This window comes from Alteromonas sp. B31-7 (genome assembly GCF_015767655.1).
Classification (GTDB): Bacteria; Pseudomonadota; Gammaproteobacteria; order Enterobacterales; family Alteromonadaceae; genus Alteromonas; species Alteromonas australica.
Window position 1 is genome coordinate 1,972,964 of sequence record NZ_CP065233.1, and the last position, 17,848, is coordinate 1,990,811.

Below are 17,848 nucleotides of genomic sequence, written 5' to 3' on the forward strand. Positions count from 1 at the left end.
TGACTCACCTTGTTTTAGGTCGTTTCGATGGTTTCGCTATTGGGTAGTGAAATAGTCAGTATGTTGCTTAAGTTCTTTCGCTAAACTCGAGAGTTTTTTCGCTACTAGCTGATTCTGTTCGTAAAGGCTCATGGAGGAATCTCCCATAGCTGTGGCAGTCGCAATAACCTCATTTAACCCATCGTTAAGTGCATTCAGTGTGGATATTTGCTTGGTAGAAGCACTGACCACTTGATTGACATTGTCTAAAGACTGTTTAGCTTGTTCTTCTATAATTTGCAGCAAGTTGCTTGATTTATCCGAGAGCTCAATTGCCCCTTCTACCTGTGGAATACTCGACGACATAATTTCCATTGTGACCGATGTTTCAGCTTGAACTTCATTGAGCATAGACGAAATTTCAGCTGTAGCTTCGCCTGTTCTCGATGCTAAGCTTCTCACTTCGTCGGCCACGACCGCGAAACCTCTGCCTGACTCACCTGCGCGGGCAGCTTCAATGGCTGCGTTAAGCGCAAGTAAGTTTGTTTGCTCTGAAATCCCGCTAATCGTGTTAGTGATACCACTAATTTCTTGCGTGCGTTTTTCAAGCTTTCTAATATTGTCTACCGCCATTTTTACGGTTTCTGCCAAGCTACGAATTTCATTTGCAGCATGGGACACTGCTTCTTTACCATCTGCAGAAGTATCGGCTGCCTCAACTGAAATCTGTTCTGTTTGTGAAAGTAAGTTTTCAACTAACGCCGCCTCAGTTCTTACACTTTCCATATACTTAATAACATTCGCACTTTGAGAAGACTGCTGAGAGGCTAAAAAATCTAAATTTCCGCTACTATCAGACTCAGTTTGAGACTGCCTAGTGATACTGTCTGCAGAATGGTTAATGCCTTTGACTGTGCTATTCAACTGGTGTTGTAAGCGCGCCAAAGAATGCAGCACGCTTCCCGAATGTTTACTTTCTACGTGGTTGCCGATTTTTCCGTTGGCCATGGTATGCAAAATTTCAGCGATCTCATGGGGCTCACCGCCTAACTGGCGTTTAAAGTAAGCAATAAATAGCCAAGTTACCAATATAGCGATGAGGATGGCAATGGTGGTGGCACTTATCATTACACCGGTAAACGCCCCAGTGGCTGTGCGTACTTCGTCGGTTTCAACTTGGTTTTGCTGCTCCTGATAATCAATAAATGCATTGATGGCTGCTAACCAATCGATAAAGGCGGGTTTAGCTCTCGTGAGCAAAATCTCCTTAGAATCCACCCTGTTTCCTTGCAATCGCAGCGTTATAATCTGTTTAACCAAAGGCAGGGTATAGGTTTCTATCTCTTTTATACGCTGCATCATCTTACGTTCTTGGGGAGTACTGTTCGTAGCGAGCATGCGCTCCATGGGAGACGCAGATTCTTTATAGAAATTGGCTAACTGATTAATTTCCCTAATCACGCTTTGGACTTCCGATAAAGAGTCAAGCAACACAACATCTCGAATAGCAATCGCTCTATCGTGAACCGACCCTCGAAAGTTAATAGCGTAACGCTGTTTAACGCTATTAACATCGTTTATGGTGGTCATCTTTTTATCGATAGTATCCACTTCATCGATACCCATTACGGTAACAATGACAAGCATGGTGATGATTAGGCCGAAGCCGAGTAAAAGGCGGTGACTCACCCTAAAAGAAGACAACATAAAACTACCCTGTATTTTAACGAGTTAACGACAATCCGTTTCGAAAGATATGTATTGAAAGCGTCAATTTTGCAAAGGAACGATATGTATGGAAGGTAGCTAACGGGGGCAAAGATTGTCAAATCGATAAAGGTAATTAAAGCAAAAGAAAAACTCAATTAGACATACTTAGCGGGAGAAAAGTGGGTTAATGCAAGCCGTCATCAGCATGATGAGAACAAGCCACTCACAATAGTGACTTGTTCAGATATGATTGATGTAGGTATTGACGCAAGGACTCGTTTAAAAACGGTAAGCGGCGGAAATTCTAAAACGACGGGGCGCCCCAGGTTCTACCCACACTTCAGCAAACGAGTTGGTGTAGTGCTCTTTATCAAATACGTTGTCGACTTCTGCCCGCACCAGCAAATTTTCAGCCGGTTCAATTTGCGCGAACGCGCGTACCGTGGTGTAACTAGGCAGATAAAAATCGGTACCCGTTTGACCCAGGCGTTCATCCACATAGAGCAACCCAGAGCCTAGTCGTACCGGCATGTCTGAGATTGACAGGCTTTTACTCAGCTGAATGCTCAATTGATTTTCAGGCACATTGATGAGCGAGTCTCCAGCTTCAATCGCGGCTACGAAGTTGGCATCTTCGGCATGGTTTGTACTTTCAGCATCAATATAAGCGTAAGACATCCAAAGCGAAACGCCGTTTTTAAACTCAGCATTGATATCAAGTTCAACCCCACGACTGCGCGCCTTACCAGCCGGGGTTAAGAAAAAGCCGTCTGAGGCTTCTTCACTGCTATCAAACACTAAGATGTTGCTTTGCTCAATGTTAAAGGCAGAAAGCGTAACGTCACCTCGTAGGTTGTCGAACATTGATGTGAGGTCTGCTTTTACGCCCACTTCTACAGACTCAGACTGGTTCGGCTCAAATGGGTTGCCAGCGTAGTCGGAACCCGTAAGTTGCCTGAAGCCTTCGCCGTACGTGGCGTAAAAACTCAGGCTGTCATCCAGCAGGTATACAGCACCAAGCTGCGGGGAAAAACGAGTGTCATCTTGAGACGTGGTGGTAACGGGTTAGTTTAAACGATTATCAATTTGCTGCTCAAACTTATCAACGCGGCTACCAAAACGCACTTGAAGCTTGTCGGTAATGTCTATCTGATCTTGAATATAGAACCCCCAAGCTTCTTGTGTTTCCAAGCGGTCTAGGTTGTCAGATAATTCAACATCCGCTACGGGTGAGTAGTCAGGGTTGAGAATATCGATCACCAGGTATTGGCTCAAATCCAAATCACTAATATCAGTATCGCTGGAAAAATACGCGGGGCGATAGCGCAATATAACTTGGTCATTTTCAAACTTATCGTAATCGCCGCCAATAATAATGCGGTGGCTAATTGAGCCCGTTTCAAATTCACCTGCTAATTCACCGCGTAACACCAAATAATCCGTTTCAAAATCGCGATAACGTTTAAAGCGAGAAAGTAACGTTTGGTCTGGGTCAATAAACACGGTTTGCCGACCTTCAAAGTTAGTTTCTAATGCATTACCTTCAAATGTGGTATCGCGTAAACCGGCACCTAGTAGGAGGTTCCAGTCATCGTTAAGTTTGTGGGAAATTTCCAGTTGGTGACCTACCACATCTGTGTTTATCCTGTCTCCCGAAGGGTCGCCAACAAAGGTTTCAATAGGTTGAATGCCCAGTTTTCCATCTATGGCTATCACACCGCGATCAAAAGGGATTTTTTGTTCTGTATACTCGAGTTCGTAAGTCATGCGGGTGTCTTCTGAAAACTCCCAAGAGAGCGACGGGTAAAAGCCGACTTTTTCTGTTTCTACGGTATCCCTAAAACTCTCTGCATCTTCGTAAAATCCAACAAGCCTTAGGCCTACGTCTTCTTTGCTGCCTAAAACGGTTTGCACATCGGCTTCCAGCCTAACTTGTTCCCAACTGCCATAGGTAGCTTTTACCTCACCACCGCTAAGAAACTGTGGGCGTTTAGTCACTAAGTTAACCGCGCCACCCGGTTCGCCTCTACCAAACAAAGCGGCCTTGGGGCCTTTTAATACTTCAACATGATCAATGCCCGCTAAATCACGCGGGCCACCAAAACCACGCCCAGCATTAAACCCATTCACCAAAAAACCACTGGGTAGGTTTTCGTCCCCGGAAAAACCACGAATAGCAAAGCTATTCCAAAGGCCGCCGAAATTGTTTTGGCGTGCAACAGAGGCCGAAAGATCTAAAGCATCATTGAGGTTGATCGCACCAGCATCGCCAATTAGCCCTAAATCAATATCCTGTGCAGCGGCAGGAACTTCCTTATATTCAAACGCTCCCTGATACGCGCGATGCAAGCCGTGTACGGTAATTTTTTCTACCTCAGCTTCAACTTGGTTACTTTCGCTTTGTGCTAAAGCCGATGTACTGAGTAATGCCGATATACTGGCTGCAAGTGAGGTTTTCACCCAACGAGTTTTCATTCTTCTTTTCCTGTGCGGTTTTCGTGTGAGGTTTTAGTGTTTGATGTAAATTGTGGCAGCGCTTCAAAGCTTTCTTGAGAAAATTCAGGCGCTTTGAAAAGGTGGTAATAATAGAATTTACGCAGTGCCTGATGAAAAGCGCGCACGTCATTTTCATAACCCACCATGGCTTTTACGTCAGTGTTAGCTGCACTTGATAACAAACGTTGAGAGAGCAAAGACGGGGAAAGCAGCGCTACGTAGCTTGCAATGGTGTCTTTTTGAAGCGTTGCAGCCTGATAGCCTTGCGACAATTCGCTAGCGGCTTGGTCGCCCACTTGTTGAAATGCGTAGTACCATTTCCAATTAAATGAGCTGTCTCGTTCAGGGTCAAACTCTGTGTAGTCGGTCCACTGCGGATGAGTGGCAATGAAGGCGCGCCATGTGTCTTCAACGGGCTTATCCCACGCACTATTTACTGCTTCACGTTGGGTAAGTACAATGTCGCCGCCTTCAGGTGTTTCTACCACAGCATTAATTAACGTGTGTGCGGTCACCGGCACGACAACTGTGGTAACAATCCAAACGCCTAGCATGATAGAGGCAAGGTGTGTTGCAGTGAAATTAGCAAATCGCTTTGCCGCGCCAATTGAAAGAACAATACCACTCCATAGTGCAATGTTACCTATCACTATCGCGCAAACGGTTAATATAGACGGTAACGAGGCGCCGTTAACTAACCCGAAAAAAACAAACGGAGTAAGCGTCACAAGCGCTAAAGGCACTAAGGTGACTAATACTCGTGATGTCCATATCGCATGGGCATTGCGTGCTGTTACATTGAGTAAATCGAAGCGGCGGGCTTCCCGTTCTTTTGCTTTTAAATCGTAAAGTAGCAATATTATAAATAATGGCAGCAATACGCTGGTCACAAAGGCAAAATCGAAACGCCCTAAAAACGCAAGCTCTGGGTTATCTGTATCGCTTTCATAAATTTGCCCTTCTAACGCCAACATACGTATGCGATGCTTCCAAGGAAATACATCCCGTTCACCTACGGCAGAAAACGCAAGGGGGGAAGGGGGCGCGTAGGTTAGGTGAAACGCGTAATACGCCACCATGCCGTAGTTAGACTGGTGGGTGATAACGGCTTCACGCTCAATTTGGTCTTTTTCTAGTAAACGTTCAATAGTGGCTTGTTGTTCCTGCATTTCCACATGTCCCGACCACAACGACGCCGCACTTAAAAGAAACACCACGAGTAAGGTAAGCTTTATTTGTCGGTGACCGAACACAAAACCGGCTTCACGTTTAATATCAGTAAAACGCATCATGGGTTTAACCTCCTAACCGCCGCTTTTAAAAGCAAGGCGGTAATGCATACCCAAACAAACAGTTGTAAAAAGTAAATAAGCGCGTTTGAAATGCGTGTGTTTGCGGCCTCTGGTTTGAAATTAAACTCTGATAGCAACGCCCAATTGTCTGCACCTACAACCGCTTTATCCGCCGCTTCTTCGCTAGCGTTACGGTTCATGTCGAGTTTGTAGTCCAACTTCTCAACATGCACTTTATTCAGACCTTGAACAAACGCTAAGCGAAGGGCTTCTGCTTCTTTTAGAAAACGATGATGGGTTTCAAGGCTGGTACCTGCCAATATTGTAGAGATAGCGCGCACCGCGACGGTAGGCGATAACCATCCAAACTGACGTGCAATTTCAGCTTGTTCTAACTCTTCACCCATTCTTTTTTCGGCGAATTCATTGAGCACTTTTGCCTGACGGCCTTCAGAATATTGGGCAACAACACCACGGAAATTAACAGGAAGGTCGTCAACGGAATCTACATTGTATTTTGCCAGTAAATCTTCTTTTAGCTTTTTAAATGCAGGGTCGTTAGCATCGTGACCGTCGCCCAAACTTCGAAGTTTTTCTTCTACTTTGAAATCGGCTTCTAGTTTGCCTATTGAGGGGGCAGCATTTGTCGCTACGCTGCTTCCCAAGCGAGGAAGTAACACGCACACAGCCATCCAAATAACAATAAGCACGGTGAAGCTAACGCTACTTTTCTCAAATAACGCTGAACACGCAGTGACAACGGTAGCCCATAGCAAGAAGTAAACGGCGTAACTTAAGCAAAATAGCAGCACAACAAGCGGGCTTTCGCTTGAAAAAGCGACATATAAGCAGGCTAGAAGCAAAGGGAGTAAGAACAAACCGCTAGCTGCAATTAGCGCTAATAGCTTACCTAAGATTAGCTGCCAGCGAGTCGTACCTTGTGACAACAACAAGGTAAGTGTTCCGGCCTCGCGCTCTCGCGATACACTGCCGTAACCAATAAGGATAATAAACAGTGGTGCGAGTACTAACGCAAGAAAGCTCGGGGTTAAGCTGCTAAAGCGGGTAAGGCCGGCTGATTGCCGTTGCTCAGCAAACATGGCGCTATTTTGGCGATGGCCTTCTAAGAAAATCGCGTTACCTGTGTAGGTGTCGACACCCGGCTCTATTACGCTTAATGGAGTAGGGGCACGAAACACATAGTGACCATAATGCACCATGCGGTGAGGGTGCTTATCAGGCTGTGCTTTAAAACGTTCTTCCGCTTCAGTTTGAAGGTGCTCTCTTGCGTGTGCAGCTTCCTCAATGTGAAACGCATTTACAACAAGTGCCGCAAGGGTAAGGATTGCCCCTAGCATGAGTACCGTAGCGGCGACTTTAGTGCGCAGCCAATAGCGCCACTGATCTGCACAAATGGTTTTTGCTACACTAAATATCATGCTTTACGCCCTGCAAATGCTGCGTGTACCGCTTCTGTGTCGATAGGCGTATCGCCAATGCGCTCGAAAGAACCAGTTAGTTTACCGTTACTTAAAAGCACAATGCGGTGAGCCACTTGGCAAGCGCCGTAAACGTCGTGGGTTACCATAAAAATGGTAGCGCCGTTGGCCGCTAGTTCAGACACCAACGCATTAAATTCATCGATAGCGGCAGGGTCTAACCCTGAAGTGGGTTCATCTAAAAACAACACAGGCGCATTGCGTAATAATGCAAGGGCAATGGCGGTTTTCTGGCGCATACCTTTTGAGTAGTTTGATAGCGCGTTATTCCACGACGCTTTCTGAAGCGCCACTTTGCGAAGCGCGGCGAACACCTCATCATCTGACTTTTCGATTCCAGCTACTGACAAGAAGTAACGGATATTTTCCAAACCAGAAAGGTGGCCATACAGAGTGACAGACTCAGGTAAGTAGGCCACTGACTTTTGAACTTCATTGGTATGTTCTGCTACCGAGAAACCCATCACAGAGGCACTCCCTGAGCTTGGCATCATTAACCCAAGAAACGTTTTAAGGGTGGTGGATTTCCCCGCTCCATTACCGCCTAAAAGGGCAAATACTTCGCCTTTCCCTACTTCAAAATTGAGGTTATCTAGAATCGTTCGTTGATCTATGTGAACCGATAACGCGTTAGCGCTAATTACTGAATTTGTTGTCATTGTTTCAAGTATGCGTCTATTAATTTTGTGTTATGTTATATTATAACTATTGTTGTTTGCAATGCAGAGTAGGTTTTTTATTTGCAAAACGTAAGCAGTGGGGCAGTATAGGGACTAGCAAGGTGATAACCGCGAGTAGCTAGGTGTTTACCACGGGGATATGCAGGCAAGTGAGTGGAGGTTTACAGCAATTATATGGTGTTTAATCGAATTCAGCAGCATAACCATCAAGTAGGTGGCAATCTGATAAGCGTGCGTTACCAACCCTTAACCACAAAGCTCACCCTTCACAGCAACAATAACCAAGTGCTACAGAAACATTTGTGTTTTCGGCCATTTCACAAGGTGGATGTTTGTATTGATGGTATCTTTTACACGGTCAAAATAACGTGGGTAATTTTGTGGCAATCGCGCTTGTACCGCAAGCAAACGCTCATTATAAAAGAATTGTTGCCTCAACGGCGTAGACGTTCCATCACGATGATAAGCTATGGCATGTGTATTTTGCTGATTCGTTTATTTATGGTGCTTTTAGAACCTTAACAAAGTAAAGCACGAATAAGGTTCTTTTATCATCTTTTCGTACTATTCGGTTGATGTTCTCGCTAAATACGAGCCCGTTTTTTAACCACATCAACGGCGTACAAATTGTTTTTTGTATTGTAAATGGCGTTAACAATGATAATCAATGTGCGGTCGGATTCAGTAAAGGTTGTTACCGTGGTTTGCAAATTCGCGCCATCCACTAAAGGAATGGAAGTACTCTGAGAGGTTCTAGTTATTGCTTTCAGTTTTTTATCTGATAGGGATACGCGACCTGATTCCTGCGTTGTCTCGCCATCAATTGAAACGGTTTCCATGTAAATTTCGACACCCTCGGCGTTATAACCGGTAACGACAGCGAAATTCCCCCTTTGTTCTACAGAAACACAATTTGTAGAACAAGCAGGCTCAGCCAAAGATGGTACAGCATAAGCAGAGAGCAACGCCGCAAGCAGTAAAAACCAAAACAAAGCACGCTTCATAATGACATCCTTTTTATTGTACGAGAAATCAATATATTAGAGCGCGTGGTTAAATATTATACTGTATTTGCTTAATATTTACACTTTTCAATAAGCCAATATAAACGCCGACACCTAGGGTTGGTAGTGAAGGTTGTTTGATAATATCTTGCAGCTTATTTTGCTTGAAGATTTCTATCTTACCAACTCAACTTATTGTGTTTGGTGTGCAGCAAAACACCCGCTATGAGTGGGCTAAAAAGCAAAAAGCCCCTAAATATAGGGGCTTAATACAAATTGGTGGAGCTGGCGGGATTTGAACCCGCGTCCAGAAAATGTCTACCTTTGGTACTACATGCTTAGTTTGTCATTTATTTAACTGCTTGGAACTCCGACAAACAGGATTTCCTTGCAGCTGGCCTGATACTGTTTCGCGGTTCACCCTCAGACAAGGTTCCCTCGCTATCCTACTTGGATGACCTTCCGAATCCCCGCTAGCAGGAAAAGACTAGGGTGGAAGGGCCTATACCGGTTATTAAGCGGCTAGTGCGTAAGTTTCGTCGTTTGCGACTATTTAAATGCGGCTTTTTTAAGAGGCCAGCCGCACCTCTGCATGCACCTCCGGCGTCCTAGATCCTGTCGAATCCTAATCAGCCCCGAATGTGGATGCGAAGTATAACATATCTAAAATGGTGTTAAACGTTTCTTTTATAAAATGACTTTCAAAAGATGCATTTATCATCAATAACCTTTAAAGTAGGGCGGCTTAAAATCACGTTTGAAGTGCCAATGTGTTCTAATTCTAAAATATATACACCCTATACCTTGCCTTGTGGCGTTACTGTGCGTAATCGGCTAGTAAAAGCGGCAATGGAAGAAAATATGTCTAGCCAAGGTAATTTGCCCGGTAGTGCGCTTTATACGCTTTATCGGTATTGGGCTCATGGCAATTTAGGTATGGTCATTACTGGTAATGTCATGGTAGATAAACAGGCCATGACAGGGCCCGGCGGTGTGGCGCTTGAAAAACATACACCGTTAGCGTCGTTCGAACGTTGGGCTAAAATTATTAAGTCAAACGGTGCGTTAGCGGTGATGCAAATAAATCACCCTGGTCGGCAAGTGTTCAAGAATATGCAGGGAAAAGCGATTGCACCTTCTGCCGTTCCCCTCGATATGGGTAAGCATTCAAAATTGTTTGCCCAGCCTAGAGAAATGACCTGCGAAGATATTCACGATGTGTGTCGCCGTTTTGTTGAAACTGCGAAACAGGCAGAAAAAGCAGGCTTCGACGGTATTGAAATTCACGCGGCACATGGTTATCTACTTACCCAATTTTTATCGCCGCTGACGAATCAGCGTCAAGACGAGTGGGGCGGTTCTATTATAAATCGCGCCAGGTTGCTGATTAATATTGTCAGCCAAATTAGGGCGGTTTGCGCGAAAGGCTTTATTGTCATGGTGAAGCTGAATTCTGCTGATTTTCAGAAAAACGGGTTTAGTTTTGATGATGCCTGCGATGTAGTAAACCGCTTAGAAGCCTTGGGTGTGGATGTTATTGAGTTGTCCGGTGGTAGCTACGAAGCGCCTGCTATGCAAGGGCAAACCCGTGACGACACTACGCTTGCCAGAGAAGCCTATTTTCTGGAATTTGCCCATACACTAGAAAATAAAACCGATATCCCTTTAATGACCACCGGAGGTATAAAACGTGCCGCAGTTGCAGAAAGGGTTATTGAGCAAGGCTGTGAGTTGGTGGGGTTAGCCAGTGCACTAGCCATAACGCCAGATTTAGCTAAAAAGTGGCAACAAGAATGGAGCTATTCTGGCATTATTCCTCATTGTGGCTGGCGAGATAAATCGTTAGCCAGCTTAGCAAATATGGCAATGGTACGGCGTCAGCTGCGTCGCTTAGGTAATAATCTCACGACATTGCGAAACCCTTCGCCTTTGTGGAGCTTGTTGTTAGATTTAATGCACAGAAAATCGATGACCAAGCGTGACGTAGCGGCCAGTCAAGCTGAGCCAGCGGCTCACGATGAGTGAATTTAAAAGGTGCTGAAGGCGTTTATTTAGGGAAAGGGTAAAGCACAGCTACACGCTGTGCTTCATCATACGTTCTTTCTGGCGTTGCCAGTCTTTGTCTTTCAATGTATCTCGTTTATCGTGGGCGTGCTTACCTTTAGCTAAGTGAATTTCTAATTTTACCCAGCATTTTTTCCAGTACATAGACGTTGCTACAATAGAGTAACCTTGGCGGTCTCTAGCGCCCATTAAACGGTCTATTTCACGCTTATTCAGCAGTAGCTTTCTTGCCCGCTCTGGAGCGGCTACCACATGGGTAGATGCTTGGCTTAACGGGCTTATTCTACAACCCACCAAATAGGCTTCAGCGTTCTGAATAATAATGTAGGCGTCGGTAATGTTAACTTTACCCGAGCGGATACTTTTAATTTCCCAGCCTTGTAGCTCTAAACCAGCTTCAAATTTGTCTTCGAGAAAATAATCGTGACGCGCCTTTTTATTTTGCGCGATATTTCCGGTGGTGTTTTTGTTGGCTTTATTCTTTTTCATAGGCGTTATTATACTGATTGTGTAAAAGAATGTCTGTACACCCAACGCAATATTTAATACTTCGTGGGAATGTTTTGTGTTCAAGCCTATATGGGGGCGCTAGCAGAAAAGCGAAGGTGAGTAAGGCGAAAATATTGTGCTACAATGCCGCTTTTGAAAATTGAAGTAGTGGAATAAATGCCAAGTATTCAACGCAGTGCTTTGGTAGCACATAGCGCAGAGGCAATGTTCAATTTGGTGAACGATGTTGCCGCCTATCCACAATTTTTACCCGGTTGTAGCGATAGCAAAATTCTTGAAGCCTCCCACGATGTGATGAAGGCATCGTTGTTAGTGGCAAAAGCGGGAATTAAACAATGGTTTACCACCCATAATGTGCTGGAGCCTGGTAAGCGTATTGATATGCAATTGGTTGATGGGCCGTTTCGTTCATTAAACGGAGGATGGACGTTCTCTGCATTGTCAGAAGATGCCTGTAAAATTGAGCTTAATCTAGAATTTGAATTTTCCAATAAATTGGCGGAAATGGCCTTCGGTAAGATTTTTAATAGTTTAGCGTCTAATATGGTTCAAGCTTTTACAGAGCGTGCCAGGAGCGTATACGCGTGAGTGATTTAATTAATTGTGAAGTTGCTTATGCCTTACCTACTCAACAAGCGATTGTGAGTGTGGCGGTAAAGCCCGATGCCACCGTTGAAGAGGTAATTACGGCGTCGACTATTTTGCAGCAGTTTCCAGACATTGATTTATCTAAAACCAAGGTGGGTATATGGAGTCGTGTGGTGAAGCTGCGCGATTCCGTGAGTGATGGCGATCGCATAGAAATATACCGCCCGCTTATTGCAGACCCCAAAGAAATTAGAAAGCGCCGAGCTGAAAAAGCGAAAGAAGAAGGGCGGGCCGACAAAGTCACGGGTGGCCGCGTTAACCCATTAAAAGCAAAAGAATCACAAGGCGAGAAATGAAAATAGCCAGTTATTACACTGGCTATTTTTAATGAAAAATCACTAGAAACACTACATGTTCTTTTCGGTAATGCTACCTAGTTCTAAGAAAGGTGATGCGTCAATATCTTCTGCATCCATCATGCTAGCAATACGTTGAACCGTGGCTACCATTTGACTTTGTTCCCATTCTTTAAGCTGCGAAAAACGCTCGACAAAGTGCTCTTGAAGCGGGCGAGGTGCATCAACTACAGCCGCCTTACCTCGTTCTGTTAAAAACACGCCCACTTTACGTTTGTCTTGGGTGCTCCTAATGCGCGTGGCAAGATCCCGCGCTTCTAATCTATCGAGAATATTGGTTATGGTCGCCGGGCTCAAATTAATAGAGTCGGCAATTTCACGCACCATTATGCCAGGGCGCTCTTGAATATTTTGCATAACCAGAAGTTGTGGGCCGGTTAAGCCCACATGCTTACTTAGCTGTTTGCTTCGTAGGTCTACGGCGCGAATAACGCGCCGTAACGCTACCAACAGTTCTTCTTCTTTTCGCATTCTTAATCCAATAAAGAGGTAACCACGCTAGGGTTACTTAAGCAAATGAATAAAGTGTTGATGCTTGTGGAACTGATCAATAACATCGTTAATCACTGAGATTTTTGACCACCCCATGATGTCATAGTTCTGTCCACCCTCACTTAAGTGTACTTCAGCGCGATAGTACGTGGGCTTTTCGCTTTCGTCTACCTCTGGCATATCAGTTGGGCCAAATTCAGGCTGTTCAGTGGCCGTCATGTACACAGCGTAAACAAATTCAGGGTCGTTACCCATGGTTACCGTTAGCATTAAGGCTTCATCGGTTTCCTCTATGGCAACATCAAACTGCTGAACTTTAAATTCTTCGCCAACTTCTGCCATGGCCGTACGCACTGTTTTATTCACAAAACGACGCACAGCGTTTTCGTCTGGAAAAGATACAATATTCTCTAATCGGTCTTTCCAGTTTTTGTCTGTGTCACTGTGAAGGGGCGTGCCTGCCAGCACTTGTAAACTTTCCCGTTTATAGGCTTCTATACGCAGCGCCTTCAATAACCCCGAAATGGCAATAAGTAGCACTATGGCGAAAGGCAGGGCAGCGGCAATGGTCATGGTTTGCAATGCGCCTAGCCCTCCAGCGTATAGCAATACCGCGCTTACAACACCGACGCCTACCGCCCAGTAGATGCGTTGCCACAGCGGTGTGTCGTTTTTACCGTGTGAACACAGCATATCTACGACCATGGCCCCGGAATCACAAGATGTCACAAAGAAAACCACAACCATCAGTACAGCAATTAAACTTAATACCGAGGAAAAGGGGAACTGCTCTAAAAACACGAACAACGCCACTGAGGTATCTTCATTCACCATGTTTGCCAGTACATCTTTACCTTGCACTAACACTTGGTCGATTGCGCCATTACCAAATACTGTCATCCAGAACAGGGTAAAGGCAGAAGGAATAAGTAGCACGCCCATCACAAACTCTCGGATAGTGCGGCCATACGAAATTCGGGCAATAAACAGACCAACAAACGGTGCCCACGCTAGCCACCATCCCCAATAGAATATAGTCCAACCACCTATCCAGTCGGTTTTTTCATAGGCAAACAAGTTGAAGGTATTTCTAACTAAATCTGAAAGGTAAGCCCCCGTATTTTGCATATAGGCTTGTAGTAAGAACACCGTAGGACCAAGTATTAAAACAATAAGCAGTAGCAGAATGGCAAGCACCATGTTGGTTTCAGATAAAATACGAATACCTTTATCTAAACCCGTGGCCACTGAAATAACCGCTAAACCGACTACGCCCGCCATAATCATTATTTGAACCGTGGTGGTAGAAGGTAAGCCGAATAGGTAATTGAAGCCAGCATTGACTTGAGACGCACCAAAGCCTAATGACGTAGACACCCCAAATACGGTGGAGGTAACGGCAAATATGTCTACCACATGCCCGGGCCAACCATATATACGATCGCCAATTAACGGGTAAAGGGCTGAACGTAGGGTTAAGGGTAAATTCTGGCGATAAGCAAAGTAACCTAGAATTAGCGCCACTACTGCGTATATTGCCCACGCGTGCACACCCCAGTGGAAAAAGGTGGTTTTCATGGCCTCGCGAACAGCATCGATACTGCCTGCTTCAGCGGTAGGGGGGGATAAAAAGTGCATGAGCGGTTCGGCAACACCAAAAAACATTAAACCAATACCCATGCCGGCTGCAAATAACATAGACAGCCATGTTTTAAAACTGAATTCGGGCGTGGCGTGATCGGGGCCTAGTTTAATCTCACCGTAGCGTGACATTCCAAGGTACACCACAAAAAGTAACACAATGGCTACCGTTAAAACGTAGAACCAACTACCGTTGGTTACAATAACGCTTTGAATAGCTTTAAAGAGTGAATCCGCTGTTTCAGGTGCACTAGCAGCAAAAATAAGCAGAGCCACTATCAGTATTGAAGACGTGTAAAACACGGGTTTGTTAAGTGGAGAATGTGCTTGAGTGTCGTTCACGCGCTAAAAATCCTTTGTCTTATCTATCGTATTGTTATTATTACGGTGAAATATACCGCAAGGTGCAATTTTATTACACTTTAGTTTAAATGATTAGAGTACGTCTATTATTGTATTTTATAAAACGGTAAGTGGCCGTTTGGCCGTCGATTATAACAGATGTGTAGGTGTTTTACATTTTTTAGAAATACTTAGAGTAGAAATTAATTTCTGTTTGTGGGTTAATGTAAAGGATCTTTTTGATATGTGTTTCAAGTAAACACAGTCCAAAGAATTAAAACTACACAAAGGGAAAACACACACCATGCGAAAAACTCAGCTTAGCTGTGCGATTGTCGCTGCACTGGCATCAACCACGCTTGCCGCGCAAGAATCTGAAGCCCCGGCCAAACTCGAAACCATTGAAGTTACTGCTACAAAGCGTAGCGAATCTATTCAAGATGTGCCGGTTGCGGTTTCTGCACTCGACGGAAAAGCCCTTGAAAATTTAGGTATTGATAACTTTCAAGACTATGTCGAATTCTTACCGAACGTTGTATTCCAAGGTACTGGACCTGGCCAAAACGAAATTTATATTCGTGGCGCTGCAACAACCCAGTCCAGTATTACCTTATCTTCAGTTCAAGCGTTACAACCCTCGGTGGCGTTTTATCTTGATGAAATGCCTGTGTCGATGGCAGGAAGAAACCTTGATGTTTATGCCACCGACGTACAGCGCGTTGAAGTACTTCCGGGGCCACAAGGCACCTTGTTTGGTGCTAGCTCACAAGCAGGTACAGTACGTTTAATTACGAATAAGCCCGATCATTCAGGTTTTGCCGCGGGTTTTGATACCAGTATCTCTACCACCAAAGGTGGCGATATGAGCAATTCTGTTGAGGCGTACTTCAATATTACGCCTACTGATAACCTAGCCTTTAGAATTGCAGCCTACAATGAGAGCCAAGGTGGCTGGATTGATAATGTTGAGAATGATCCAGAGAACGGCGGTTACATTGGCAGTGCTGTGGTTATCGACCGTATTTCAGCGGAAGCCCTTCAAGCCCAAGGTATCGACCCCGTTGCGATGGATGCTCGTCGCGAGATTAATGGCTATTCCAGCAGTGAAGCGTCAGTTGTTAGCCCGCGTAATAGTGAACACGTAGAAGATAACTTTAACGACGCCATGTACTCTGGTGCACGTTTTGGCTTGTCTTATATTATTAATGACAGTTGGGACCTCTTGGTTCAACACACGGCGCAGACGTTAGATACAGAGGGTGTGTTTGCCTACGATCCTACCCTTGAGGGTGAATCTTCTGCTATTCGTTTTCAAGCTGATGAAAACTCTGATGAGTTTGGCCTAACCAGTTGGACGTTAAATGGACGACTAGAAAAGCTTGACGTCGTCTACACAGGCGGGTACTTAGACCGTGAAATAGACACGCTTACCGATTACACGGGCTATACCAATGGCGGTTTATACTCGGCATTCTACGTGTGTAGCTACACTGATCTCGACAGTCCAGATGATGCACGCTGCTTAGACCCTACTAAATACTACAAAGAAGACACCACCAGCACTCGTTTAACGCATGAACTTCGCTTCAGTACCACCATGGATACACCATGGCAAGTTACCGCAGGTGTGTTTTACGATGAACAAGAAGTTGGCTCGGTAGGGCAGTTTAAAATTGCAAGCACTGAACTTTTTGAAAACTTAGACAGTTCATGGAATGCACTAGCAGGTGACAAAGGCATTAATAGCGACGGTGGCCCGTTTTCTCCTGAAATAAGTTTTGTTAATGATGTGACGCACACCATTGAACAAATTGCTGTATTCGGGCAACTGGGTTATGAAATCACCGATTCACTTACCGCAACCTTTGGTGCCCGTTGGTATCAAATTGACGATATATACCGTGGTGCAACCTCTACTCGCGACGTCACTAGTCGTTTAGAGGCGTACGGTTCTGGCGTTTTAGACCCTGCAGTCTACGACGACTTGGGGCTAGATGGCGATGATCTTGTTACCGCTATTCAAGACGGTTCATTGGACGTTAGCTTACTGGATGATGATGGCGTACTCACCGTAGACGACACCATTTTTAAATTTGGTATTGATTGGAAAGTTAACGAAGACGTATTGCTATTCGCCAACTATTCAGAAGGGTTTAGACCGCCGGTAACGAATCGTTTAGGTGGCGACAAAGCCGCTAATCAAGATGGCGCGTTTAATGGCTTCCGTGTACCGGTTTATTCCACCACAGATACCCTAGATAATTATGAAATTGGCTTAAAAGGCGATTTCTTAGATGGCATTTTGCGTGTTAACGCAACAGGTTACTATTCAGAAATTAAAGATCTGCAAACCTCTCGTTATGACCCCACAAACATTAGTTTCTTAGTGTTTACTGATAATGTGGGCGACGCAGAAGTAAAAGGGATAGACGCTGATATTACCTGGTTGGCTACCGACAACTTAGTTATTAATGCGGCGTTCAGTCTTCTGGATACCGAACTTGTGCGTATTAACCCTGAATTAGAGGGTATTGCCGCTGGAGTCGGCAGTAAGCTGCCTTATTCGGCTGACTTCTCTGGCAATATTAACGCACGATACTTCTTTGAACTGGAAGGGGGCAAAGAGGGCTATGTTAACGCCTCACTTACCTACACAGGGGATCGCCTTGCAGGAATGGTAATGAATGCCTATGCCATGGAAGACGCTACGCAGCTAATTTATGGCACAGGATCTGGCCTTAAAATTGAAGATGAAGCCGACACGTTTGAAGGGGCAACCTATCTTGGCTCAGACGGTGAAGTGTTGCGAGGCGGACGATACATCCAAGAAAGCTATGTTATTGGAAACGTATCTGTAGGTATGACCTATGAAAGCTGGAAAGTTGAAGCATTTGTTGACAACGTATTCGACAAATCAGCCATCTTAAATATTGATACTCAACAATATACGCCTAAGGTGGTGACAAATCGCCCTCGTACTGTGGGCGTGCGTTTCTCCTACGATTATTATTAATCGCGTGTGGCGTTAACGCATTGTTTAGCGCGATAGGAAAATAAAAACGGTAGGCGGAAGTCTGCCGTTTTTTTCCATTCCAAATTGGGCAATACGCTGTACTATTACCTTCACCATACTGT

General features: G+C 44.8%; 12 protein-coding genes, 1 other RNA gene and 1 pseudogene. 4 read left to right on the forward strand and 10 right to left on the reverse strand.

All coding sequences use genetic code 11. The features are described 5' to 3' along the window. Positions 1–36: 36 nt before the first annotated feature. The 7 genes and pseudogenes from IUA53_RS08355 to ssrA form a co-directional block, all read right to left on the reverse strand. The gene (locus IUA53_RS08355) at positions 37–1,686 is read right to left on the reverse strand and encodes a methyl-accepting chemotaxis protein (protein WP_196899156.1); all 1,650 of its coding nucleotides are present in this window, start codon (positions 1,684–1,686) and stop codon (positions 37–39) included. A 282-nt stretch (positions 1,687–1,968) separates the two neighbouring features. Then, positions 1,969–4,164: pseudogene (locus IUA53_RS08360) on the reverse strand (TonB-dependent siderophore receptor). Next, positions 4,161–5,477, reverse strand: coding sequence for a DUF3526 domain-containing protein (locus tag IUA53_RS08365; RefSeq protein WP_196899158.1), 1,317 nt, complete (start codon positions 5,475–5,477; stop codon positions 4,161–4,163). The pseudogene IUA53_RS08360 and the gene IUA53_RS08365 overlap by 4 nt, the downstream one beginning before the upstream one ends. Then, on the reverse strand, positions 5,474–6,916 hold the full coding sequence (locus IUA53_RS08370; RefSeq protein WP_196899160.1) for an ABC transporter permease: 1,443 nt from the start codon (positions 6,914–6,916) through the stop codon (positions 5,474–5,476). Before IUA53_RS08370 ends, IUA53_RS08365 begins: the two co-directional genes overlap by 4 nt. Further along, positions 6,913–7,635, reverse strand: a complete 723-nt coding sequence (locus IUA53_RS08375; RefSeq protein WP_196899162.1) for an ABC transporter ATP-binding protein — start codon at positions 7,633–7,635, stop codon at positions 6,913–6,915. The genes IUA53_RS08370 and IUA53_RS08375 overlap by 4 nt, the downstream gene beginning before the upstream one ends. A 605-nt stretch (positions 7,636–8,240) precedes the next feature. Further along, positions 8,241–8,660, reverse strand: a complete 420-nt coding sequence (locus tag IUA53_RS08380; RefSeq protein WP_196899164.1) for a hypothetical protein — start codon at positions 8,658–8,660, stop codon at positions 8,241–8,243. A 277-nt stretch (positions 8,661–8,937) separates the two neighbouring features. Beyond that, positions 8,938–9,297: a transfer-messenger RNA gene (gene ssrA / locus IUA53_RS08385) on the reverse strand. Positions 9,298–9,428: 131 nt separating this feature from the next. On the opposite strand from ssrA, the gene IUA53_RS08390 reads away from it, so the two are divergent. Next, the gene (locus IUA53_RS08390) at positions 9,429–10,685 is read left to right on the forward strand and encodes an NADH:flavin oxidoreductase/NADH oxidase family protein (protein ID WP_044449464.1); all 1,257 of its coding nucleotides are present in this window, start codon (positions 9,429–9,431) and stop codon (positions 10,683–10,685) included. Positions 10,686–10,733: 48 nt separating this feature from the next. Here the strand turns inward: IUA53_RS08390 and smpB are convergent, their stop codons facing one another. Next, positions 10,734–11,213 carry an SsrA-binding protein SmpB gene (gene smpB, locus IUA53_RS08395; RefSeq protein WP_044056946.1) on the reverse strand — a complete coding sequence of 160 codons (480 nt, stop codon included), beginning with the start codon at positions 11,211–11,213 and terminating at the stop codon, positions 10,734–10,736. A 177-nt stretch (positions 11,214–11,390) separates the two neighbouring features. On the opposite strand from smpB, the gene IUA53_RS08400 reads away from it, so the two are divergent. Both IUA53_RS08400 and IUA53_RS08405 read left to right on the forward strand, forming a co-directional pair. Then, the gene (locus tag IUA53_RS08400) at positions 11,391–11,822 is read left to right on the forward strand and encodes a type II toxin-antitoxin system RatA family toxin (RefSeq protein ID WP_044056947.1); all 432 of its coding nucleotides are present in this window, start codon (positions 11,391–11,393) and stop codon (positions 11,820–11,822) included. Next, positions 11,819–12,178: an RnfH family protein gene (locus IUA53_RS08405; RefSeq protein WP_044056948.1), complete on the forward strand. Its 360-nt coding sequence runs from the start codon at positions 11,819–11,821 to the stop codon at positions 12,176–12,178. Before IUA53_RS08400 ends, IUA53_RS08405 begins: the two co-directional genes overlap by 4 nt. 51 nt (positions 12,179–12,229) lie before the next feature. On the opposite strand, the gene IUA53_RS08410 is transcribed toward IUA53_RS08405, so the two are convergent. Both IUA53_RS08410 and IUA53_RS08415 read right to left on the reverse strand, forming a co-directional pair. After that, positions 12,230–12,709, reverse strand: a complete 480-nt coding sequence (locus IUA53_RS08410; RefSeq protein ID WP_044056949.1) for a MarR family winged helix-turn-helix transcriptional regulator — start codon at positions 12,707–12,709, stop codon at positions 12,230–12,232. A 33-nt stretch (positions 12,710–12,742) separates the two neighbouring features. Continuing rightward, the gene (locus IUA53_RS08415; RefSeq protein ID WP_044447179.1) at positions 12,743–14,713 is read right to left on the reverse strand and encodes a BCCT family transporter; all 1,971 of its coding nucleotides are present in this window, start codon (positions 14,711–14,713) and stop codon (positions 12,743–12,745) included. Between the two features lie 304 nt (positions 14,714–15,017). On the opposite strand from IUA53_RS08415, the gene IUA53_RS08420 reads away from it, so the two are divergent. Further along, entirely contained in the window at positions 15,018–17,726 is a 2,709-nt protein-coding gene (locus IUA53_RS08420) for a TonB-dependent receptor (protein WP_196899166.1), read from the forward strand. Positions 17,727–17,848 lie beyond the last annotated feature (122 nt).

Coding starts and splice junctions, on each gene's coding strand:
- IUA53_RS08380 (WP_196899164.1), bottom strand. CDS start 8,660: ATGAAGCGTGCTTTGTTTTGGTTTTTACTGCTTGCGGCGTTGCTCTCT.
- IUA53_RS08420 (WP_196899166.1), top strand. CDS start 15,018: ATGCGAAAAACTCAGCTTAGCTGTGCGATTGTCGCTGCACTGGCATCA.
- IUA53_RS08390 (WP_044449464.1), top strand. CDS start 9,429: ATGTGTTCTAATTCTAAAATATATACACCCTATACCTTGCCTTGTGGC.
- IUA53_RS08355 (WP_196899156.1), bottom strand. CDS start 1,686: ATGTTGTCTTCTTTTAGGGTGAGTCACCGCCTTTTACTCGGCTTCGGC.
- IUA53_RS08375 (WP_196899162.1), bottom strand. CDS start 7,635: ATGACAACAAATTCAGTAATTAGCGCTAACGCGTTATCGGTTCACATA.
- IUA53_RS08410 (WP_044056949.1), bottom strand. CDS start 12,709: ATGCGAAAAGAAGAAGAACTGTTGGTAGCGTTACGGCGCGTTATTCGC.
- IUA53_RS08365 (WP_196899158.1), bottom strand. CDS start 5,477: ATGATGCGTTTTACTGATATTAAACGTGAAGCCGGTTTTGTGTTCGGT.
- IUA53_RS08370 (WP_196899160.1), bottom strand. CDS start 6,916: ATGATATTTAGTGTAGCAAAAACCATTTGTGCAGATCAGTGGCGCTAT.
- IUA53_RS08400 (WP_044056947.1), top strand. CDS start 11,391: ATGCCAAGTATTCAACGCAGTGCTTTGGTAGCACATAGCGCAGAGGCA.
- smpB (WP_044056946.1), bottom strand. CDS start 11,213: ATGAAAAAGAATAAAGCCAACAAAAACACCACCGGAAATATCGCGCAA.